Source organism: Streptomyces sp. NPDC051569, from assembly GCF_044454085.1.
Classification (GTDB): Bacteria; Actinomycetota; Actinomycetes; order Streptomycetales; family Streptomycetaceae; genus Streptomyces.
In genome coordinates, this window is record NZ_JBITDJ010000028.1 from 34,038 (window position 1) to 56,541 (window position 22,504).

Consider the following 22,504-nt stretch of genomic DNA (forward strand, 5'->3'; position numbering starts at 1 on the left):
CCTCTGACGGAAGACGACGGTGACAGTCGTGCGGATGAAGCGGCGGGTGATTCGGCGGGTGATTCGGCTGCTGAATCGGGGGGCGAGTCGGGGCATAGGGCGGTCAGCCGCCGAAGTCGTGCAGGATCTGGTGGGCGAGCAGGGCCTCGGCGTCGTCGCGGCCGCGGATCAGCCGCGCCTCACCGTGGTGCACCAGGACCTCGGCCGGGTAGCCGTGGCTGAGGAAGTGGACGGGCGAGGCGGTCGGCCCGTACGCGCCGGAGCGCTCGACCCCGACGAGGTCGCCGGGGCGCAGGTCGGCCGGGAGCTCCACGGCCTTGCCGAGCGTGTCGTTGGGGGTGCAGAGCGGTCCCGTGACGTTCCACTTCGCGCTGTCCCCGGCGCCGGCCCGGTTCAGCAGCCGGATCGGGAAGTTGCGCTTGACGTACGACCCGATGCCCACGGCCGCCATGTGGTGGTTGGTCCCGCCGTCGGCCACCGCGAACCGCTCGCCCAGGGACTCCTTGACGTACCGGACCTCCACCGCGTACGTGCCGCTGTGGCCGACCAGATAGCGGCCGAGCTCCATCACCAGCCGGGTTTCCGGGTGGCGGGCGGCGAAGGCCGCGAAGTGCGGGTTGACGCGCTCGGCGAGCACCGCCGTGTCGAGGTCCCGTTCGCCGGGGAAGTACGCGACACCCAGGCCGCCACCGACGTCCACCAGGTCCAGCGCCACCCCGAGCCGGTCCGCGAGCCGCTCCGCGAGATCGAGGATGCGTTCGGTGTTCTCGGCGACCACGTCCTCGGTGAGGATGCGGGTCCCCATGTACGCCTGGAAACCGCAGAGCCGGACCGCGTCATGGCGCGCGGCCAGGTCGGGTGCGGCGAGCAGTGCCTCCTCGTCGATGCCGAACTGCCGCGGCTTGCCGCCCATGGTCAGACCGCTGCCCTTGACGGAGAAGCTGGGGTTGACCCGCAGGACCACCCGCGCGGTGCCGCCGAGGCCGGCCGCGATCTCGTCGATCAGCGCCAGCTCCCCGAACGACTCGCAGATCAGCAGGATGTCGTCCTTGAGACAGGCGGTGATCTCGGTACGGCTCTTTCCCGGGCCCAGGAACATGATCTGCTCGGCCGGCACCCCGGCACGCTGGGCCGTGATCAGCTCGGTCAGCGAGGACACCTCGGCCCGCGCGCCCAGGGAGTGCAGCAGGGCGCAGACACTGATGTTGGGATTGGACTTGAGCGAGAAGAACATCTCCACGGAGGGGTGCAGCAGCTCCCGAAGTCCCTGGAACTGACGGGTGATCACCTCGCCGTCGTAGACGTACAGCGGGGTGCCGAAGCGCTCGGCGAGCTCGGGGAAGCCGATGCCCTGGACGGTGGACGGCCCGGTGGACGGTCCGGCGGACGGCCCGGTGGACGGTCCGGCGGACGTGCCTGCGGACGTGCCTGCGGACGGTCCGGCGGGCGCGAGGGGCTCAGACATGGGCGGAGGTGTCCTTCCGGAGGCTGTGCGCGGGGGTGTGCGCGGGGGTGCGCGCGGGGCTGTGCGCGGGGCTGTGCGCGGGGCTGTGCGCGAGGTTGTGCGCGAGACGGTCGGTGATGGCGCGGTCCAGCTCGGCGAGCTCGGCCTCGGTGCTGCCGAGCAGCAGGCCGTACAGCCGGCCGCTGTGCGGGCGCCCCTCGTCCGCGCCGGAAGCCGCCGCGTTGACCGTCGCGAAGTTGTTGACGAGCAGGCCGCGGCCCGGCGCGGGGTCGAAGAGCAGCCCGTCGAGGTGGTCCCGCAGGCCGGCGAACGGCAGCCGGCCGGTCAGCGACAGGTCGTACTGGCGGGCCACGGCCACCGAGTCCGGTCCCATGAAGCGTTCCTGAAGGGCCGTCTGGTAAGTGGACATGTTGTTCCTGGCGTTGATCTCCAGGATCGGCAGCAGCGTGCCGTCGGCCGTGATGATGGCGTCCACGCCGACCACGCCGTGGAACCCGTCGGCCACCAGCCGCTCACCGATGAGCGCCGCGCACCGCTCGATCTCCACGGCGTGCGCGTCGCTGATCCGGGCCGGGAAGCGGTGCCCCTTGTGCACGCCCTTCTCGGTGATCGCCTCCTTGACGAAGTCGAAGCGGACGGTGCCGTCCCGGCCCACCGTGAAGTGGTAGTTGAGGTCGACGGCCTTGTCGGCCCACTCCTCGATCACCAGCGAGACCCGGGGATCGCCCGACTTGGCGGCGGCCCGCGTCACCATCCGTACGAGCTGTCCGAGCCGGCGTTCGTCGTCGACGACCACGATGCCCTTGCCCGACACCCCGTACGCGTCCTTGACCCCCACCCGGCGCCCCTGGGCCAGCGAGGTACGGCCGGCCTCCTCGGCCGCCGCCGCGAACTCCTCGACGCTCTCGCAGGCCCAGCCCCTGGCCTGGGCGAGCCCCAGTTCACCGGCGACCCGGCGGCTGTAGACCTTGCTGTTCACGGACTTCACCAGCGCGGCCGGCGGCAGCGCCGGGGCCAGCCCGGTCAGCGCGCACAGACGTTCCTCCGGTGCCGACATGCCGTGCGGCAGCAGATGCGCGCCGCGCGCCGCCAGCTCCCGCAGTGCGGCGAGCAGGCGGGGCGAGTCCAGCGCGTCGGCGCTGACGGTACGGGCCGGGTCGTGCACGTCGGTGACCAGGATCTCCGGCAGATCGAGCCCGAGTCCCTCCAGATACGCCAAGTAGTCAGGATCCGGGGCCGACTTGAGGACGACATGGTCGCCCTTGCCGGCCAGCAGTACGGCGAACTCGTCCATCCGGTTGACGATCGCGGTGGAGTCCCGGCCGCCCACCGTGGGCAGCCCGGTCTCTCCCTTCGCCCACTCGTCCTCGACCTCGAAGTTGCCGAGCAGGACGAACGGGGTGCCCGCGTCGGCGGTGCAGGCGTGCTTCACGCCTTCGAGGAAGGTCAGGCTCGGCGGAGGCATGGCGGGGGTTTCCCTTCAGGGGATCGGATGGCTCAGGACGGAGGGGGCGAAGCTCGGGGCGCAAGGACGGGGACGGGGAGCCATGCGGGGCGGAGGGGATGCTTCAGTGGCGGAACACCGCGGCCGAGAAGGTCGCCCCCAGGCCGACGGCCGCCATCAGGTACAGGTCGCCGGGGCGCAGCCGGCCGCGCTCGCGGGCGTGCACGTGGTTGATGAACGGGTCGGCGGTGAAGCAGTGACCGGTCACCGGCATGTTGTCGAGGAAGATCCGTTCGCCGGCCACCCCGAGCTGCTCGCCGAGATTCGTCCACACCAGCCGGTTGACGTTGTGCGGCAGGATCAGCGCCAGGTCGTCCAGGGCCACCCCCGCCGACGCGGCGGCCTCCCGCATCACACCCGACAGCAGCGCGTTGTGTTCCTTGAAGAAGCCCGGGTCGACGGGGTGCGGCGGAAATCCCTCCGCGTACTCCCCGTAGGTGTGGGTGGCGTAGCTCAGCAGCTGGTCGTGCCCGCCGTCCGCGCCGACCAGGACGGCCGCCGTGGACTCGCCCATCACCGTGCTGCCCGGCACCAGCTGGAGCGCGTCGGACACCGCCTTCTCCCCGGTGAGGACGAGACCGAGCGCCTCCGGGTCGCCGTCGTCGGCCAGCATCCGGCCGACCAGGTCGACCGCGAGCAGCCCGGTGGCGCACGCGTGCTGCGTCACCGTGAAGGCCACCGCGCCCGTCAGGCCGAGCGCCACGCACAGATCCTCGGCCGGGTTCTCGTCGGCCGGCGCCACCGTCGCGACACTGCGGGCCAGGACGAGGTACCGGACCCGGTGTTCCCGGCCGCGCAGCGTGGTCAGTGACTCGACCGCCGAGGTCAGGATCGACCGCAGGTCCCGGCCGGGCGCGCGACGCACCTCGGACAGCCCGTAAAAGCGGCGGAACAACCGTATCTGCCGGGCGCTCACTCCGCTCTCGGCGCCGATCCGCTCGATCGGAACGCTCTCCTGCGGCAGATGGCAGGCGACCTCCAGCAGTGCGGTCATGAGTCCTCCTTGAATTCTCCGGGAATCGGCGGGATCACGTAGGACGAATATAGGTTCGCCCGGCGGGCGGAAGCGGAAGTTGAGGCGGCAGAAAGACGGAAGTAGTGCGGGCCGGCGGGCGGCAGAGAAATAGCCGCGGCCCGCAGCGCCGGAAGAGCGCTGCGGGCCGTGTCAAGCGGGCGGGAACGGTGCGTTCCGGTGGAACGGTGCGGGTCGGCGGAATTACGCGTACTGGGCGACGAGGCTCTTGGGCCGGATGTCCTTCCAGTTCTCCTCGACGTAGGCCAGGGCCTCCTCGCGGCTGCCCTCACCGCGGGCGACGGTCCAGCCGGCGGGGACCGCGGCGAAGGCCGGCCACAGGGAGTGCTGTCCCTCGTCGTTGACCACGACGGAGAAGGTGCCCTCGTTGTCGTCGAACGGATTCGTCATGTCAGCTCCTCGTCTCGATGATGTGCGGGACGGTCGTCCCGTTGATTTCCTGCAGGCTGCGCAATTTCTCGGAAAGTACGCGTCCGATGTGGGCGATCGGCTCCGGTTCGGCCATTTTCAGATGTGTGGAAAAGACATCGTGATTCTCGATGGAGCCGTCGATGAACGGCAGCCACTCTTCCGGTTTCGCCTTCGTCGGGTCATAGGGAAGCTTGGCGGTGAAGAACACGATATCCGTGGTGACGCGGCGCGGAGAATAGAGCTTCATGATTTCCGCGTGATTGATCGAGGCGTCGATGATGGACGCCATTTCCGTGTCGGAGAATCCGGCGAGCACCGGGTCGCGCCGGCGCAGCAGCTCCGCCGTGGCCACCGGGTCGAACCGGATGTCCGTCGCGTCGTCCGGCACCCCGACCAGCATCCGCAGGATCTCCCGGTCGGTCAGCCGGGTGCGGGCCGGTTCGATCGGCAGCGGGTAGACGTCCATCATGGCCAGCAGCTCCACCCGCTCGCCCGCCTCCTGGAGCCGGACGGCCATGGCGTGGGCGAGTGTTCCGCCGAACGACCATCCCAGGAACCGGTAGGGACCCCACGGCTGGATCTGCCGGATCCGCTCCAGGTAGTCGTCCGCCATCGCCTCGACGCTCTCCGCGTCGAAGCCCGGTTCGCCGAGCGCCCGCGACTGGATGGCGTACAGCGGCTGGTCGCTGCCCAGGTGCTGGGCGAGACCGGAGTACGGCCACCCCATGCCCGTCCCGGGGTGGAGGCAGAACAGCGGGCGCTGGCTGCCCTCCGCGCGCAGCGGCAGCAGTACGCCCATCGAGTCGCCGCCCGCCTCCTCACCGAGCAGGCCCGCGACGGTCGGCGTACGGAACAGGTCGCGCACCCCGCGCTCGACGTTCAGGACCGTCCGCATCCGGCTCACCAGCCGGACCCCGAGCAGCGAATGACCGCCCAGGTCGAAGAAGTTGTCGTCGATGCCGACGGACGGTACCCCGAGGATCTCGGCGAACAGGCCGCACAGCACCTCCTCGCGGGGGTTGCGCGGGCCGCGTCCGGTACGCGCCGACTGCCGCGTGGGCGCCGGCAGCGCCTTGCGGTCCGGCTTGCCGTTGGTGGTCAGCGGGATACCCGCGATGATCATCACGGCGGAGGGCACCATGTGCTCCGGCAGCGCGGCGGCGGCCGCGGCCCGCAGCTCGGCCTCGGTGACGCGGTGACCGGCCCGGGGCACCACATAGGCGACCAGCCGCTTGTCGCCGGGACGGTCCTCCCGTACCACCACCGCCACCTGTCCGACCGAGGGATGCCGGGCCAGCGTGGCCTCGACCTCGCCCGGCTCGATCCGGAAACCGCGCAGCTTGACCTGGCCGTCGGCCCGGCCGATGAAGCGCAGCTCACCGTCGCTCGTCCAGCTCACCAGGTCGCCGGTGCGGTACATCCGGCCGCCGTCGGCGCCGAACGGGTCCGCGACGAACCGCTCCGAGGTCAGCGCCGGCCGCCCCAGATAGCCGCGCGCCACATGGGATCCCGCGATGTACATCTCGCCGGGCACCCCCGCCGGGACCGGCCGGAGCCGGGCGTCCAGCACGTAGATCCGGGTGTTGTCCATCGGCAGCCCCAGGTAGACCCCGTGCAGCACCCGCCGGTCGAGCCCGAAGCGCTGGTGGTGCGAGGCGAACGTGGCCTCGGTCGGTCCGTAGGAGTGCACCAGGACGGTGTCCGGGCAGTGCTCCAGGACCCGCTGCAGCGCGGCGGGCGACGCCACGTCGCCGCCGGTCCACACCTCCCGCAGCAGCTTCAGCGTCTCCAGGCCCTCGTCCACCATGATGTGGAACAGGCCCATCGTGAAGTACGCGGCGGTGACGCCTGACGTCCTGATCGTACGGTCGAGTTCGGCCACGTCCGCGCCGTCGCCCGGGGCCACCACCAGCTGCGCGCCGTTCAGCAACGGCACCCACAGTTCGTACGTGGAGGCGTCGAAACCGATCGCCGAGTGCACCAGCATGCGGCGGTGGTTGTCCAGGTCCCAGCAGCGGTCCGACACCAGCTCCACGACGTTGCGGTGGGTGACACCGACGCCCTTCGGCCGGCCCGTGGAGCCCGACGTGAACATCACGTACATCAGGGCCTGGTCGCCGACCTCGACGCCCGGGTCCGTGACGGGCGTGCCCTCCGGGACCGGTTCGTCCCCGGCCAGCACCCGCACCCCCGCCTCGCGCTGCGCCCGGACCGGTCCCGACTCCGCGAGGGACCGGAGCGTCAGCAGCACGGACGCCCCCACATCCTCCATGATCATCCGCACGCGTGACTCGGGCAGCTTCGGGTCCACCGGCACATACGCGGCGCCGCACTTGAGGACGGCGAGCGCGGCCACCAGCAGATGCGTGGTGCGGTCCATCAGGACCCCGACACCGGTGTCCCGCGCCACCCCGGCGGCGAGCAGCCGGTGCGCCAGCGCGTTGGCCCGCGCGTCGAGTTCCGCGTACGTGAGGGTCTCGTCCTCGAAGGAGACGGCGATCCGGTCCGGGGTACGCCGGGCCTGCGCGGCGAACATCTCGTGGACCAGGCCGACCGGGGCCGGGTCCGTCGCGGTGTCGTTGTACTCCGCCACGAGCCGGTGTTCCTCGTCGCCGGTGAGCAGGGCGATGTCGTCGATCCGCAGATCCGGATCCTCGGTGACGGCGCGCAGGGTACGGGTGACGTGGGTGGCGAGCAGTTCGGCGGTGGCCGGGTCGTACAGGTCGGTGGCGAACTCCAAAACCCCGGAAAGGCCGCCCTGACCCCCCGCCGCCTCCGTCAACTCCCTCAGTGAGAGCGTCAGGTCGAACTTGGTGAAGCCGGTGTCGAAGCCGACGGGCGTACCGGACACCGGTGAGTCCACCGGGTCGGTGCCGCCGGCCGGGTGCACCTGGACCATCACCTGGACCAGCGGGTGGTGCGCCGTGGACCGCTGCGGGTTGAGGTGCTCCACCAGCCGGTCGAACGGCACGTCCTGGTGGCCGTACGCCGCCAGGTCGGCGTCCCGCACCCGGCGCAGCAGCTCCGTGAAGGACGGGCTGCCGGACGTGTCGGTGCGCAGCACCAGTGTGTTCACGAAGAAGCCGACCAGCCCGTCCAGGGCGGCGTCGTCCCGGCCGGCCACCACGGTGCCCAGCGGCAGGTCCGTGCCCGCGCCGTGCCGGGTGAGCGCCGCCGCGAAGGCCGCCTGGACCACCATGAACAGGGTGGCGCCGTTCTCCGCCGCGATCCTGGCCAGCGCGCGATGGGTTCCGGCGTCCACCTCGACGGGCACCGCCGCGCCGCGGTGCGACGCCTCCGCGGGCCGGGTCCGGGCGGCCGGCAGCTCCAGGACCGGCGGTGTGTCCACCAACCGCTCCTGCCAGTGGGCGAGTTGGCGGGCCAGCAGGCTCTCCGCGTCGTCGGCCGCGCCGAGCATGTCGCGCTGCCAGAGGGTGTAGTCGGCGTACTGGACCGGCAGTGGCTCCCACGCGGGCTCCCCGCCGTCCTCGCGCGCCCGGTAGGCGGCGGTGAGGTCGGCGAGCAGCGGTCCGGTGGACCAGCCGTCCCCGGCGATGTGGTGGAGCAGCAGGACCAGGATCTGCCCGCCGCCGTCGGCCTGGTCGAGCAGCCAGGCGCGGAACGGGATCTCGGTGGCCAGATCGAAGACGTGCCCGGTGGCCGCGTCGACCGCCGCCGCCAGGTTCTCCGGTGTCGTCCGCACCAGGCCCAACTGCGGCCGTACACCGGTCAGCACCTTCTGGGACGGCTCGCCCTCCAGCGCCGGGTAGACCGTCCGCAGGACCTCGTGCCGCCCCGCCACGTCCGCGAGCGCGTCGCCGAGCACGGCGGGGTCCAGCGGCCGGTCCAGCCGCAGGACGAAGGGGATGTTGTACGAACGGCTCGGTCCCTCCAGCTCGTTGATGAACCAGAGCCGGCGCTGCGCGTACGACAGCGGGACCAGCTCCGGCCGTTCGGCCGGGACCAGCGCGGGCCTGCCGTCGCCGGCCTCCCGCCCGGCCATCCGCCGGGCCAGCGAGCTGGGCGTCGGCGCCAGGAACAGGTCGCGGATACCCATCTCGCCGCCCAGCAGCGCCCGTACCCGGTTCACCAGCCGGACCCCCATCAGGGAGTGCCCACCCACATGGAAGAAGTTGTCGTCGGCGCCGAAGTGGTCGCGGCCGAGCACCTCGGCGAACAGACCGCAGAGGATCTCCTCGTGCGGGGTGAGCCCGCCCCGGGCCACGGCCTGTTCGGCCGGGGTGGCCTCGCGGGCCGCGGCCACCCGCTCGCGGCGGGCGGCGAGCCCGGCGCGCTCCTCGTCGGAGAGCAGGGTGATCCGGCCGACGCGGGCGGCCGGGGAGGTGGCGAACGCCCGCAGCGTCCGCAGATAGACATCGAGCAGCAGCTGAGCGGTGTCCTCGTCGAAGAGGTCGGCCGCGTACTGGAGCCACACGTCGACGCCCGCCGCGTCACCGGCCTCGTCGCGCACCTCCACGCACGAGGCGCTCAGGTCGAACTTGGCCGCGTCCAGCCCGGCCGGCTCGATCCGGCCGCTGAGCGCGCCCAGCGGCACCCGCTCGTCCACGTCCCCCTGCGCGGTCAGCATCACCTGGAAGAACGGGTGGTGGCCGAGCGAGCGCTCCGGATTGAGATGCTCGACCAGCAGGTCGAAGGGGAGATCACCGTGGGCGAAAGCCGCGAGGTCGGTGTCCCGCACCCGCTCCACCAGCTCCGTGAACGTCACATCACCCGACACGTCGGTCCGCAGCACCAGCGAGTTCACGAAGAACCCGACGAGATCGTCGAGCGCCTCGTCGCCGCGACCGGCCACCGGGGTGCCGATCGTGATGTCCGTACCCGCCCCGGCCTCGCTGAGCGCCACCGCGAGCCCCGCCTGCAGCACCATCAGCAGACTGGCGCCGTACTCCTCCCCGATCGCCAGCAGCCGCTCGTGGGCGTCCGCGTCGAGCCGCGCGCTGATCGTGGCGCCCCGGTAGCTGGGCTCCTGCGGACGCGGCCGGTCGATGGGCAGGTCCAACGCCCCCGGCAGCCCGTCCAGCGTCTCCCGCCAGTAGGTGATCTGACGTGCCAGGAGGCTGTCGGCGTTGGCCGGGTCACCGAGCATGTCGTGCTGCCAGAGCGTGTAGTCGGCGTACTGGACCGGCAGGGGCTGCCACTGCGGCGGCCGGCCCTCCAGAGCGGCCGTGTAGGCGCAGGAGAGGTCGTACAGCAGGGGGCGCAGCGACCAGCCGTCGGTGGCGACGTGATGCAGGAGCAGCACCAGCACCGAGGTGCCGTCCCCGGGCACGAACAGCCGCACCCGCAGCGGGACCTGCGCGGTGATGTCGAAGGTCTCCCGGTCGCACGCGGCCACCAGGCCGTCCAGCGCCCCGGGCGCGCACTCCTGGACGGTCAGGCTGATGCCGGGGGAGTCGAGGACATGCTGGTACGGCTCCGAGTCGACCGCCGGGAACACCGTCCGCAGCACCTCGTGGCGCTCGACCACATCGCGTACGGCGACATCCAGCGCGTCCCGGTCCGGCACCCCGTCCAGCCGCAGCACCACCGGCACGTTGTACGTCGACGACGGGCCTTCCAGCCGGTTCAGGAACCACAGCCGGCGCTGCGCGAAGGACAGCGGCACCCGGTCCTCCGGCGGCAGCGGCTCCCCGTCGAACACGGTGAGCGCGGCCGCCTCGGCCGCCTCGGCCACCTCGGTTTCCGGCCGCGCCCGCTGCGTCCGCATGCCCCGCAGCAGCGACCGGTCGATCTTTCCGGTGCTGGTCCTGGGCAGCGCCCCGACCAGGCTCACCTCGCTCGGCACGGCGGCCGGCGGCAGCTGTTCGCGGACACAGGAGCGCAGTTCGCCGGCGTCCACGCCGTCGGCGGCCACGAACGCCACCAGCCGCTTCACCCCGTCCGGACCCGAGCGCACGACCACGGCGGCCTCACGGACCGCCGGGTGGCCGGACAGCACCGACTCCACCGACGCGGGGTCGATGCGGTGCCCGTTGATCTTCACCTCGTCGTCGGCGCGCCCCTGGAAGCCGAGCAGCCCGTCCGGGCGCACGGTCACCAGGTCGCCGGTGCGGTAGGCGCGTTCACCGTCGAGCGTGGTGAACCGGCTTGCGGTGAGCTCCGGGCGGCCCAGGTACCCCCGGGCCAGCCCGCCGCCCAGCAGCCACAGTTCACCCTCGACCACGGCCGCCCGCACCCCCGGCAGCGGCGACCCGATCGGGATCGGACCACCGTCGTAACGGGACAGGTCGGCGACCGTCGCCACGACGGTCGCCTCGGTCGGGCCGTACGTGTTGAGCAGCCGCACCCGGTCGCCCACCGCCCGGCACCACTGCGCGACCCGCTCCGGGAGCGCGGCCTCGCCGCCGATGACGACCGTACGCAGCGAGCCGGGCAGCTCGGCGACCCCGGTGGCCAGCGCGTGCGCCAGCTCGTGCCAGTAGGCGGTCGGCAGATCCAGGACGGTCACCCCGTGCTCGGCGCACCCCCGCAACAGGCCCTGCACGTCCAGCATGTCGTCGCCGCGCAGCACCAGCGTGCCGCCGGCGGCGAGCGTCACGAAGATCTCCTCGACGCTGGCGTCGAAGTGCAGCGGGGCGAACTGCAGCACCCGGTCGTCCGCGCCGATGCCGTACCGGCTGATCGCCCCGGCGGTGAAGTGCGCCAGCGACTCCTGGCCGACCACCACACCGTTCGGCGTGCCGGTCGAGCCGGACGTGTAGATCACGTACGCGGCGCCCGCCTCGACGCCCGGTCCCGTCAGGACCGCCTCACCCAGGAGCGCCAGCTCCGCCGGTGTCGGCGCGTCCTCGCCGCAGGCGTCGGCGAGGATCGCCGCGTTACGGCTGACGGGGGCGCCCGGATCCAGCGGCAGATACGCGGCGCCGGTGCGCAGCGCCGCCAGCAGGGACACGATCGCCTCCACCCCGCGCTGCCGGCAGACGGCCACCAGGCGGCCGGGCCCGGCTCCCGCCCTGGTCAGCTCCTCGGCGCGGAACGCCACCGCGAGCGCCAGTTCGCCGTAGGTCATCCGGCCGCCTCCGTGCACCAGCGCCGTACGCCGGGCATCGGCGGCGACGTGGGCGGAGATCTGGTCCAGGACCATGGTCGCGGGGCTCGCGGCCGGGCCGCCGTCCAGGACGGCGGACGGCGTGCTCGCGTCCCGGTTCTGATCGGGATCGGGATCGGCCGCGGTCACCGGGTGGCCGGTTGAGGGCATCGCACTTCCTCCAGACGAGGGTCGGAAACAGGGAATCCGGCGCCGGACGACAGCACCGTCGCACGTGGTGCCGACGTCGTTGCGGCGGGAGAAGGGGCCCGGTGTGAAGGAGCCCTCCCGCCTCTGTGACGAGGCTAGGGAGCGGGGAGCCGGGTGGTCGGCAGTGCGCGCGGCAGAATGACCGGCACCAACTGCCGCCGCGAACTGCCCACGCCGTCGGCCGGACACCAGACCCCGCGCCGGGCCGTTCCGCGCCGGGCCGTTCCGCGCCGGGGCACGGCGAAGGCCGCTGGCCGGTGACCACATCGTGCTCCCTCGCGGCTCGTTCCGGCGGAGCCCTACAATCGCGCCATGATTCGCGCAGTTGTCTTCGATGTCGGCGAGTGCCTCGTGGATGAGACACGGGAGTACGGCACCTGGGCCGACTGGCTCGGCGTCCCGCGCCACACCTTCGCCGCCATGTTCGGCGCGGTCATCGCCCAGGGCCGGGACTACCGCGAGACGTTCCAGGAATTCGAGCCGGGCTTCGACCTGTACGAACAGCGTCAGGCCCGCGCGGACGCCGGCCGGCCCGAGCACTTCGACGAGAGCGACCTCTACCCCGACGTCCGGCCCGCCCTCACCGCACTGCGTTCCGATGGGCTGTGGCTGGGGATCGCGGGAAACCAGACCGTGCGCGCGGGCGGCATCCTCCGCACGTTGTTCACCGACGACGTCGACCTGATCGGCACCAGCGACGACTGGGACGCCTCGAAGCCGGATCCCGCTTTCTTCGAGCGGGTCGCCGAGGTCGTGCCGTTCGACAACGAGGAGATCCTGTACGTCGGGGACCGCCTCGACAACGACATCCGGCCCGCCCTCACTGCGGGGATGCGTACGGCCCTGATCCGGCGCGGCCCCTGGGCCACGATCCAGTGGAACACCGAGGACGCGGTAAGGCTGCCGGATCTCAGGATCGGCAGCCTCACCGAACTCCCCGAGCAGATCGCCGCCCTCAGCGCGTCAGAGCGCTGAGGGTGGTTCCCCAGCGATACAGCCGGTCATCGAGGTCACGCACGCACTGCTCGTGCTGCCACGGGCCGAGCGCCTGCCGGACCTCGCGCACCCGGTCCATGCCGGTGGCGTACCAGGTGACAGCGAGTTGATCGAGGGCTCGGACCGCGTACGCGCACGCCGCCTCCGGCTGTCCGGCTGCGGCCTCGACGGCGGCGAGGTCCCCCAGCACGACCGTGCAGCGTGGACTCGCTCCCTACACCGATCCCCGGTGCGAATGTGACCTCCCGATCTCGCGGCGGCGTGTGGACACTCAGTCGGGTGGTCATATGGAGGGCACCTGACCACGCCACTTCGCTCCGCCGAGCAGCAACTCGACGGAGCAAAGTGGTCAGGAGCCCGAATCGACCAACAGGGTCTTCTGGACACGGCCGGACCTGCCCCGGGGTGTATCCGCTGTTCGGTCGCGGCGCGCGGGGCGGGCGGGCCTCGCCACCCACCCCGGCGACCGGAGAGCGCCTGGGGCGCGGCCGCGCTCAGGGCTGCCGGACCGACTCCCGTACCCGGGCGCCCGCCTGCGTGCGCCGTCGCAGCGTGGGCCTGCGCTCCGCCGCGGTCTCCTCCTCCGCGACGCTCTTGGCGCCCGGGGCCGCCGCCGGTGCCGTGCCGTCGGCGCCGGCCAGGTGGCCGGCCAGTGCGGAGACGCTCGGGTACCGGAAGACGTCCCGCAGGGTGATCTCCACGCCCAGCACCGTCCGCACCCGGTTGACCAGGCGCACCGCGAGCAGTGAATGGCCGCCGACCCGGAAGAAGTTGTCGTCGGGACCCACCTGCTTGCCTTCCAGCACCTCGCTGAACAGCTCCGACAGCACTTCCCGCCAGTGGTCGCGCGGCCGCCCCCCGTCCGCGCCCTCCTCCGCCGCCGCGTCGGGGCCGGGCTCGACGGCCGGCGCCGGCAGCGCCGCCCGGTCGGTGCGGCCGTCCACGGTCATGGGCAGGGCCGCCAGCGCCACCACGGCGGACGGGACCGTGTACTCGGGAAGCTGTCCGGCGGCCCATGCCCGCAGCTCCGCCTCGTCGATCGTCATCCTGTGGCGCGGTACGGCGTAGGCCACCAGCCGGGGGGAGCCGGGGCGGTCCTCCCGTACGACGGTCACCGCGCGCGCCACCGAGGCGTGCCGCGCCAGCACGTCGGCGACGAGGGCGGGGTCGACCTGATAGCCGCCGACCCGTGCCCGCTCGCCGATCCGGCCGAGATGCCGCAGCGAGCCGTCCGGCGTCCGTACCACCCGCTCACCGGTCCGGGTCATCAGGGCGCCGGGCAGACCGAAGGGATCGGGGACGTACGCCACCGCGGTCGCGCCGGGACGGGCCGGATAGCCGTCGCCCGGCGTCGCCCCGGACAGGTACAGCTCGCCCGGCACCCCGGCCGGCACCGGGCGCAGCCGGTGGTCCAGCACCAGCCGCCGCCGGCCGTCCGAGGGCAGCCGGTCGTACGGGCGGGCGGGCCGCAGCACCACGCTGGCCCCGGTCAGCAGCGCCCCCCACAACCGCTCCGTGAACGCCTCCGACGACACCGCCATGTCGACATGCCGGGCGCCGCCCGCACCCGGCCAGGCGGCGGACGTCAGCGTGCCGTGCGCGGTACGCACCGCGAGCGGCCCACCCGAAGCGTCGAGCACGAGGCAGACGGCGGCCGTGTCACGCGGGTCGCCGGCGGGCAGGGCCACCGGGGACGCCCCGGCCGTGTCCGCCGCGTCCGCTGTGTCGGCCGTGTCGTCGACCAGGACCAGACGTGCCGGACGCGCGGGACCGACCCGGGCCACCAGCGTCCGCCGGGACAGCAGGACCGTCGCCCCGGTCGCGGCCAGCGCCCGGTCGGGACGCGCCTCCGGCGCCAGCAGGGCGGATCCGGCGCCGGCCCTGAGGACCGCCAGTGCTGCCACGATCTGCTCGAAGCCGCGCTCCAGGAGCACCCCCACCACATCACCCCGGCGCACCCCGCCGCGCACCAGCCGGCGGGCCAGCGCGTCGGCGCGCGCGTCGAGTTCCGCGTAGGTGAGGGTCTCGTCGCCGAAGGACACCGCGACCCGGTCCGGAGTGCGCCGGGCCTGCGCGGCGAAGCGCTCGTGGACCAGCCGGGCGGACCGGCCGTCGTCGGCGGCTCCCGAGGCCCCGGCCAGCAGCCGCTCCTCTTCCTCGGGGGTCAGCAGAGCGATGTCGTCGATGCGCATGGCGGAGTCCTCGGTGACGGCCCGCAGGACGCGGGTGAGATGAGTGGCGAGCAGCGCGGCGGTGGCCGGGGTGTAGAGATCGGTGGCGTACTCGACGACGCCGGACAGACCGCCCGGCGCCCCCGCCGCGTCCTTGGTCTCGGTGAGCGCGAAGGTGAGGTCCACCTTGGCGGCGCCCGCGCCGGACGGATACGGCTCACCCGCCAGCGCGCCGGTCGCCCGGACCGTACCCGTGTCCGCCGCGTGCACCTGCAGCATCACCTGCACCAGCGGGTGGTGGGCGGCGGAACGGTGCGGATTGAGGTGCTCGACCAGCCGGTCGAACGGCACGTCCTGGTGGCTGTAGGCCGCCAGATCGGTGTCCCGGATCCGCCGCACCAGATCGGCGAAGGCGGGGTTGCCGGCCGTATCGGTGCGCAGGGGAAGCGTGTTGACGAAGAACCCGACCATCGGGTGCAGCGCGTCGTCGCCGCGCCCGGCGACCGTCGTGCCGAGCATCAGGTCCGTCCCGGCGCCGTGCCGGCCGAGGGTGGCGGCGAGCGCCGCCTGCACCACCATGAAGAGCGTGGCACCGCATTCGTGGGCGATCCGGGTCAGCCGCTGATGCGCCGCCGCGTCCAGCCGGAAGGGGAGGAGCCCGCCCCGGTGGCTCGGCTCGGCGGGCCTCGGCAGGTCGGTGGGCAGCGCGATGAGGGGCGGCGCTCCGGCCAGGACCTCTCCCCAGTGGGCGAGTTGGCGGGCCAGCAGGCTCTCGGCGTCGGCCGCGTCGCCGAGCATGTCGTGCTGCCAGAGGGTGTAGTCGGCGTACTGGACCGGCAGTGGCTCCCACGCGGGCTCCCCGCCGTCCTCGCGCGCCAGGTAGGCGGCGGTGAGGTCGGCGAGCAGCGGTCCGGTGGACCAGCCGTCCCCGGCGATGTGGTGGAGCAGCAGGACCAGGATCTGCCCGCCGCCGTCGGCGGGAGTGAGCAGTGTGGCGCGGAACGGCAGCTCGGTGGCCAGGTCGAAGACGTGCGCGGTGGCGTTGTCCACCGCCGCCGCGAGCCCGTCCCCGGGCACCCGGATCAGATCGAGCCGGGGACGTACCCCGTCCAGGACGAGCTGGTACGGCTCACCCCCGGCGGTCCGGTAAACGGTACGCAGCACCTCGTGGCGGATGACGAGATCGGCCAGCGCCTCGGCGAGGACCGACGGGTCCAGCGGGCGGTCCAGCCGGAGCACGACCGGCACGTTGTACGAGCGGTTGGGCCCCTCCAGCTCATTGACGAACCACAGGCGCCGCTGCGCGTACGACAGCGGGATCCGGCCGGGCCGCTCCCCGGCCGGCACGGGGAGCAGCGCGGGTCGTGGCCCGGCGCCGTCACCCTGCTCGGCGATCCGCCGGCTCAGGCCCCGGACGGTCGGCGCGAGGAAGAGGTCGCGGATGCCCGTCTCGATGCCCAGCACCGCCCGTATCCGGTTGACCAGCTTGCTCGCGAGGAGCGAATGGCCGCCGATCCGGAAGAAGTTGTCGTCGGCCCCGACGTCCTCGTGGCCCAGCACCTCGGCGAACAGCCCGCACAGGATCTCCTCACGCGGATCGAGCGCGGCGCGCGGCGCGGGGGCGGCGGAGGCGGCGGCCTTTTCGTCGCGGCCGGCCCGCAGGCGCTCCCGGCGGACCGTCAGAGCCGCCTGTTCGTCGTCCGTGAGCAGCCCCAGCTCACCGAGCCGGGCGCCGGGCTCCTCGGCGAAGGCTTCCAGCGCCCGTACGTACAGATCGAGGAGCAGCTGGGCGGTGTCCGCGTCGAACAGATCGGCCGCGTACTGGAGGCCGATGTCGATGCCGGCCGGAGCGCCGGCCGCGTCGTGGTTCTCGGTGCAGTACAGCGTCAGATCGAACTTGGCGGCGCCGAGGTCCGCCACGGCCGGTACGCCGCGTATCGCGCCGAGGCCGACCGGGGCGTCCTCACCCGGCTGGAGGGTCAGCATCACCTGGAAGAAGGGGTGATGGGCGAGTGCCCGTTCCGGGCTGAGGTGTTCGACGAGCAGGTCGAAGGGCAGGTCCTCATGCGCGTACGCCCCGAGGTCCGCCTCCCGTACCCGCTCGACCAGCTCCCCTACGGACGGGTCGCCGGACAGGTCGGTGCGCAGCACCACGGTGTTGACGAAGAACCCGACGAGCTCGTGCAGGTCCTCCTCGGGCCGCCCCGCCACCGCCGTACCGATGGCGATGTCGTTCCCGGCCCCGGCCGCCGCCAGCGCCGCCGCGAGCGCCGAGCGTACGACCATGAACAGACTGGCCCGCCTGTCCCGGGACAGCGCCACCAGCTCCCGGTGCGTCCCGGCGCCGAGCAGGGCGGTGACGGTGGCGCCCCGATGCGTGGGCTCGACGGGACGCGGTCGGTCGGCGGGTAGGTCGACGACCGGCGGAAGGCCGTCCAACGCGGCACGCCAGTAGTCGAGTTGTTCGGCGGCCACACTGTGGGGGTCCTCGGCATCGCCCAGCATGTCGCGCTGCCAGAGGGTGTAGTCGGCGTACTGGACCGGCAGTGGGTCCCACCGGGGAGCCCGGCCGCCGAGCCGGGCCAGGTAGGCCTCGGAGAGGTCCTCCAGCAGCGGGCCGAGGGACCAGCCGTCGCTGGCGACGTGATGCAGCAGCAGCACCAGGACCGAGGTGCCGTCACCGGGCACGAACAGCCGCACCCGCAGGGGGACCTGGCCGGTGATGTCGAACGTCTCCCGGGTGAAGGCCGCGACCAGGCCGTCCACCGTCCCCGGGGCGCAGTCCGTGACGGCGAGAGCCATCCCGGGAGAGGCGAGGACGTCCTGGTACGGCTCCGATCCGCTGACGGGGAAGACGGTACGGAGCACCTCGTGGCGTTCGACCACATCACCGACGGCCGCCTCCAGGGCGTCCCGGTCAGGCACCCCGTCCATGCGCAGCACGACCGGCGCGTTGTACGTCGGGGAGGGCCCTTCCAGACGGTTCAGGAACCACAGCCGACGCTGTGCGAAGGACAACGGGATCACGGTAATTCCTCAAAGTGGCTGAAGCGGGAGGGAGGAGAGGCGGGGCGCGAGCGGGGGCGCGGGCACGGCCCGGCGCCGCGCCCCGAAGCCGCCGGGAGGGCCTGTCCGGATGAAAGGCCTACGTGTCCTGGCCGTCGAGCAGGGTCTCGATGTGCCGGGCGAGATCGCGCAGGCGCGGGTGCGAGTAGACCGCCTTCACCGGGAGGCGGATGCCGAGTTCGGCCCGTACCCGCGAGGCCAGCTTGATCGCGAGCAGCGAATGCCCCCCGAGCTTGAAGAAGTTGTCCTCGGCTCCGATCCGGGGCACGCCGAGAACGGTGGCCCAGACCCCGGCGATCAGCTCCTCCACCCGGCCGGTGGGCGCGTCCGAGCCGGCGGTGGCCCCGGTGGCCCCGGTGGTCAGGTGCTGGGTGTCCGGCGCGGACACCGCCATGGGGGCCGGCAGCGCCGCGCGGTCCAGCTTGCCGTTGGGCGTGGTCGGGAAGCGGTCGACCGCGACGAACACCGACGGCACCATGTAACCGGGCAGCCGGGCCGCCAGCAGCGTCCGCAGTTCCGTCTCGTCGACCCGCTGCCCGTCGGCGGCGCGGTGGTAGGCGACCAGACCCGGTGCGCCGTTCACGTCCTCCCGGAGCACCACGGCCGTCTCGGCCACCCCCGGGACCGCGGCCACGGCGGCCTCGATCTCGGGCAGTTCCACGCGGTGACCGCGCAGCTTGACCTGACCGTCGGCACGGCCCAGGTAGACCAGGCGGCCGTCCGGCAGCAGCCGGCACAGGTCGCCGGTGCGGTACATGCGCCCGCCGTCGCTCAGGGCGGTGTCCCCGGCGGTGTCCGCCACGAACCGCTCCGAGGTCAGCCGGGGCCTGCGCCGGTAGCCCCGGGCGACGCGCGGGCCCGCGAGATACAGCTCGCCGGTCTCGCCGAAGCCGACCGGGTTCAGCTTCTCGTCCAGCAGGCGCGGACGCAGGCCGGGCAGGACCGTACCGATGTGCGGCTCCTCGCCCGCGCCGATCCAGCCCGCCGTGGCGTCGACGGTGCACTCGGTGGGCCCGTACACGTTCACCGCGCGCAGGATCCCCCGCTCGGCGCGCTCCGCGACGCGCCGCCACAGGGCCGGACTGATGGCCTCGCCGCCCACGAGCAGGGTCAGCGGGCGGGGGCCGCCGTCGGCGCTCAGCAGGTCGAGGAGCGGATCGGCGTGCGACGGGGTGATGTCGAGGTCGGTCAGCGCCTGCTCGTCGATCAGCCGCGCCAGCAGCTCGGGATCCGCGCGCGTCTCGTCGTCGATCATCACCAGGGTGTCGCCCCGGCAGAGCCGTACCCACTGCTGTACGGAGGCGTCGAAGGACGGCGAGGCGTTCCAGCCCACCCGCCCGCCGTCGGTGACGGCGATGCCCGCGTCCTCCAACTCCGTGAGCAGGGCGGATGCCGACGCCCGGCCGATCTCCACGCCCTTGGGCAGGCCGGTCGACCCCGAGGTGTAGATCACGTAGGCCAGGGTGTCCGGACCGACCGGCACCGGCTGGTAGTCCTCCGCACCGGCCGCACCGGCCGCACCGGCCGTGTCGTCCGGCGCCGTCAGGTCCGCCACCGTGAGGTGGCCGACCCCCTCGGCCAGCGGCGCCGCCGAGGCGTCGGCGACCACCACCACATCGGCGGCCGCGTCCTCGACCAGGTAGCGGCGGCGCTCGGCCGGCAGCTTCGGGTCCACGGGCAGATAGGCGGCGCCCGCCGTCAGCGTCCCGATCAGCGCCACCACCAGGTCGGCGCCGCGCGGCAGGGCGAGCGCCACGACGCTCTCCGGGCCCACACCGCGTCCCGCGAGCCGTCGCGCGAAGCGGGCGGCCTCGGCGCGCAGCGCGCCGAAGGTCAGATTCCGGTCACCCGCCACCACGGCGGGGCGGGCGGCGGGCACGGCGGCCAGCCGGTCGAGCAGGTCGGCGGGGGAGGTGAGGGAGGCGGGGGAGACGCTCCGCGGGGCGGAGTCCGCGCGCTCGGGAAGTACCGCTGTCATCGTTCCTCACTCCCCGAACACGGTCGTCGAAGGGGCGGTCTCGGGGGAGCAGTCGGCCAGGGCCACCGGCTCACCCATCGCGACCAGGATCTTGCGGTCGCCGGCGAAGGCCTCCCGGCCGTGCGCGCAGAGGATGTTGTCGACCAGCATCACGTCACCGCGCTGCCAGGTCTCCCGCACGGTGACCCGGTCGTAGACCTCGTTGATCGTGTCGACCTCCGCGTCGGTCAGCGCCGTACCGTCACCCAGGTAGGTGTTGAAGGGCAGACCGTCCTCGCCGTACGTGTCGACCAGCACGTCCCGGATGTCCTCGTCCAGGGTCCGGTTGTTCCAGAAGGCGAAGTGGTTGAACCACGCCTTCTCGCCCGTCACCGGGTGGGTGACGATCGCGGACCGGCGCTGGCGGGTGCGCAGGGAGTCGTCGTCCAGCCACTCGTAGCCCACGGTGTTGTCCCGGCAGTACGCCTCGGCGACCGCCTTGTCCTCGGTGGCGAAGGTCTTGTACCAGGGCAGCCCGGCCAGCTCCGAGTAGTTGCGCACCAGCAGCCAGCCCGCCCGCGCGAACCGCTCGGCCAGCTCCGGCGGCAGCAGACGCAGCGCCTCACGCATGTCACCGACCGTGGTGGCACCGCCCTCCTCGGGCGCGGTCACGCAGCCGAACAGCAGCACGCCGGGGAAGTCCAGGGTGTAGCTGTTCTCGTTGTGCAGCCGGATCGGCTGGACGGCGGGCAGGTCGGTCGAGGAGAACACGCCCTCGCCGAAGTCGGTTCTGGGGGTCGCCTTCTCCTTGTAGCCGGCCTGCTTCAGGATCAGCGCGTCACGGACCTGGGCGAAGCCCGCCGCGTCCTCGACGGGCAGCCCTCGGAGCAGTACGGCACCGGAGCGGTGCAACTCCGCCTGGACGGCCGCCCGGTGGGCGGTCAGCCACGCGACGGCCTGAGCCATGGAGTCGAAGCCGGGCGTGTGGACGACGACGGGCTTCCCGGGCTCACGGACCGGGTCGACACCGGTCACGGGGACGGCGGCGGGTGCGATGGTGGTCATGGAACGTCCTTTTCCTTAAGGGTGGTTGAGGGGGACGGCCGGGTCAGACGGTGGCCTGGCGGAGCGCGGGCGCGCCCGTGACCACGGCGTTCACGTGACGGAAGAACGCGTCCAGGCGCTGCTGGAAGTAGAAGTGGCCCCCGGGCAGCACCTCCAGGGCGAAGGCGCCACTGGTGATGTCCGACCAGTGGGACAGCGCCCCGGGCGGGACCACCGGGTCCGCGTCGCCGCCGAGTACGGTCACCGGGCAGTCGAGCGCCGGTGTCGCGCCCGGGTAGCGGTAGACGTCGTCGATCGCGAAGTCGGCCCGGATGGACGGCAGGATGATCTCGCGGAGCTCCGGCTCGTCGAGGATGCCGTCGTCGGTGCCGCCGCGCTCCTTGATGGCGGCGACCAGCGCGTCGTCGTCGAGCAGTTCCGGGTGCACGGCGCTGGGGTTCGCCAGGAACGGCGCACGGCACGCCGAGGCGATCAGCGCCCGGGGGGCGCGCCCGGCTGCCGAAAGGGCGCGGGCGACCTCGAACGCGACCAGCGAGCCCATGCTGTGGCCGAGGACGACCAGGTCGTCGGTGTCGGCGGGCAGGGCCGCGACGATGGGTCCGGCCAGGTCGTCGACCCCTTCGGGCAGGTCCTCGGAGTACCGGGCGCCACGCCCGGGGTACTGGCCGATCAGCAGGCGTACGTCGGCGGGCAGGTACTCCCGCCACTCGGCGTAGGCGTGCGCGTTGCCGCCCGCGTGCGGCAGCACCAGCAGCGAGGTGCGGTGCGGCTCGGCGCCGGCCAGGGGCCAGACGACGTCCTCGGACGCGGGCGCCGGGTTCGGGACATGACTCACTACGGACTCCGTTCACAGAGGGATGTTCACCAGGGATGGTCGACGAGGGGACTCGGTGTCGGCAGGGGCTTGCGGGGCTTCAGGGGCGTACGGGCTCAGGGGCGTACGGGCCAACGGGCCCAGGGGCGTACGGGGTCTGGGCGCGGGGCTCAGGGACCGAGGAGAGCGCCCGCCTCGGTACGGCGCCGCAGCGCGGGCCTGCTCCGCCGGGCGGGCGTCCCGGCCGCCGCGTCACTCCCCGCGCCGAGCGCCTCGATGTGTCCGGCGAGGGCGGCGGGGGTGGGGTTGAGGAAGATGTCGCGGATGGTGAGGTGGGCGTCGAGGGTGGTGCGGATGCGGCTGGCGAGGCGGGCGGCGAGGAGGGAGTGGCCGCCGTGGTCGAAGAAGTTGTCGTCGATGGTGAGGGGTGCGGGGAAGGCGAGGGCGTCGGCGAACAGCCCGCACAGCTTCTCTTCGAGGGGCGTACGGGGAGCCCGGCCACCGGCGACCGTGGGCAGCTCGATCGCGGGCAGCGCCTTCTTGTCGAGCTTGCCGTTGGGGGTGAGCGGCATCCGCTCCAGCGTGGCGATCAGCGACGGGACCATGTGGTCGGGGAGCCGGCCGCGCAGCCACTCCCGTACCTCGCGCCCGTCGAGTTCCACCCCTGCCGTGGTGGTGATGTAGGCGGTGAGGCGGGGGGTGTTGTGGTGGTCGGTGTGGGTGGTGATGGCGGTTTGGGTGATGTGGGGGTGGGTTTGGAGGGT

11 protein-coding genes and 1 pseudogene are annotated in these 22,504 nt (G+C 72.9%); 1 reads left to right on the top strand and 11 read right to left on the bottom strand.

Annotated elements, in window-relative coordinates; all coding sequences use genetic code 11:
* Positions 1 to 103: 103 nt before the first annotated feature.
* The 5 genes from ACIBAE_RS27520 to ACIBAE_RS27540 form a co-directional block, all read right to left on the bottom strand.
* Positions 104 to 1,465, bottom strand: coding sequence for a type III PLP-dependent enzyme (locus ACIBAE_RS27520; RefSeq protein ID WP_399290455.1), 1,362 nt, complete (start codon positions 1,463 to 1,465; stop codon positions 104 to 106).
* Positions 1,458 to 2,930 (bottom strand): ATP-grasp domain-containing protein, encoded by a 1,473-nt coding sequence (locus tag ACIBAE_RS27525; protein ID WP_399290457.1) that lies wholly within the window; start codon positions 2,928 to 2,930, stop codon positions 1,458 to 1,460. Before ACIBAE_RS27525 ends, ACIBAE_RS27520 begins: the two co-directional genes overlap by 8 nt.
* Before the next feature lie 103 nt (positions 2,931 to 3,033).
* Positions 3,034 to 3,963: a 3-oxoacyl-[acyl-carrier-protein] synthase III C-terminal domain-containing protein gene (locus tag ACIBAE_RS27530; RefSeq protein ID WP_399290459.1), complete on the bottom strand. Its 930-nt coding sequence runs from the start codon at positions 3,961 to 3,963 to the stop codon at positions 3,034 to 3,036.
* 222 nt (positions 3,964 to 4,185) lie between these two features.
* Positions 4,186 to 4,392, bottom strand: a complete 207-nt coding sequence (locus ACIBAE_RS27535; RefSeq protein ID WP_399290461.1) for an MbtH family protein — start codon at positions 4,390 to 4,392, stop codon at positions 4,186 to 4,188.
* A gap of 1 nt (position 4,393) precedes the next feature.
* Positions 4,394 to 11,632: an amino acid adenylation domain-containing protein gene (locus ACIBAE_RS27540; protein WP_399290463.1), complete on the bottom strand. Its 7,239-nt coding sequence runs from the start codon at positions 11,630 to 11,632 to the stop codon at positions 4,394 to 4,396.
* A gap of 351 nt (positions 11,633 to 11,983) precedes the next feature.
* Here ACIBAE_RS27540 and ACIBAE_RS27545 point away from each other — a divergent pair, with 351 nt between their 5' ends.
* On the top strand, positions 11,984 to 12,646 hold the full coding sequence (locus ACIBAE_RS27545) for an HAD family hydrolase (RefSeq protein ID WP_399290465.1): 663 nt from the start codon (positions 11,984 to 11,986) through the stop codon (positions 12,644 to 12,646).
* Here ACIBAE_RS27545 and ACIBAE_RS27550 read toward each other — a convergent pair.
* The 6 genes and pseudogenes from ACIBAE_RS27550 to ACIBAE_RS27575 form a co-directional block, all read right to left on the bottom strand.
* Positions 12,627 to 12,863: pseudogene (locus ACIBAE_RS27550) on the bottom strand (transcriptional regulator); the annotation flags it as partial. The gene ACIBAE_RS27545 and the pseudogene ACIBAE_RS27550 overlap by 20 nt on opposite strands.
* Positions 12,864 to 13,161: 298 nt before the next feature.
* Positions 13,162 to 17,865: a condensation domain-containing protein gene (locus ACIBAE_RS27555; RefSeq protein WP_399290467.1), complete on the bottom strand. Its 4,704-nt coding sequence runs from the start codon at positions 17,863 to 17,865 to the stop codon at positions 13,162 to 13,164.
* 118 nt (positions 17,866 to 17,983) lie between these two features.
* Positions 17,984 to 19,882 carry an amino acid adenylation domain-containing protein gene (locus tag ACIBAE_RS27560; RefSeq protein WP_399290469.1) on the bottom strand — a complete coding sequence of 633 codons (1,899 nt, stop codon included), beginning with the start codon at positions 19,880 to 19,882 and terminating at the stop codon, positions 17,984 to 17,986.
* Positions 19,883 to 19,888: 6 nt separating this feature from the next.
* Positions 19,889 to 20,926 carry a TauD/TfdA family dioxygenase gene (locus ACIBAE_RS27565; RefSeq protein ID WP_399290471.1) on the bottom strand — a complete coding sequence of 346 codons (1,038 nt, stop codon included), beginning with the start codon at positions 20,924 to 20,926 and terminating at the stop codon, positions 19,889 to 19,891.
* A gap of 43 nt (positions 20,927 to 20,969) precedes the next feature.
* Complete coding sequence (locus tag ACIBAE_RS27570) at positions 20,970 to 21,761, bottom strand: thioesterase II family protein (protein ID WP_399290473.1); 792 nt, start codon at positions 21,759 to 21,761, stop codon at positions 20,970 to 20,972.
* 149 nt (positions 21,762 to 21,910) lie between these two features.
* Positions 21,911 to 22,504 (bottom strand): phosphopantetheine-binding protein (locus ACIBAE_RS27575; RefSeq protein WP_399290474.1); only part of this gene is annotated, 594 nt, incomplete at its 5' end.

What these genes read in the sequence shown, in the direction of transcription:
- ACIBAE_RS27520 (WP_399290455.1), bottom strand. Translation starts at nt 1,465, where the DNA reads ATGTCTGAGCCCCTCGCGCCCGCCGGACCGTCCGCAGGCACGTCCGCA.
- ACIBAE_RS27525 (WP_399290457.1), bottom strand. Translation starts at nt 2,930, where the DNA reads ATGCCTCCGCCGAGCCTGACCTTCCTCGAAGGCGTGAAGCACGCCTGC.
- ACIBAE_RS27530 (WP_399290459.1), bottom strand. Translation starts at nt 3,963, where the DNA reads ATGACCGCACTGCTGGAGGTCGCCTGCCATCTGCCGCAGGAGAGCGTT.
- ACIBAE_RS27535 (WP_399290461.1), bottom strand. Translation starts at nt 4,392, where the DNA reads ATGACGAATCCGTTCGACGACAACGAGGGCACCTTCTCCGTCGTGGTC.
- ACIBAE_RS27540 (WP_399290463.1), bottom strand. Translation starts at nt 11,632, where the DNA reads ATGCCCTCAACCGGCCACCCGGTGACCGCGGCCGATCCCGATCCCGAT.
- ACIBAE_RS27545 (WP_399290465.1), top strand. Translation starts at nt 11,984, where the DNA reads ATGATTCGCGCAGTTGTCTTCGATGTCGGCGAGTGCCTCGTGGATGAG.
- ACIBAE_RS27560 (WP_399290469.1), bottom strand. Translation starts at nt 19,882, where the DNA reads ATGACAGCGGTACTTCCCGAGCGCGCGGACTCCGCCCCGCGGAGCGTC.
- ACIBAE_RS27565 (WP_399290471.1), bottom strand. Translation starts at nt 20,926, where the DNA reads ATGACCACCATCGCACCCGCCGCCGTCCCCGTGACCGGTGTCGACCCG.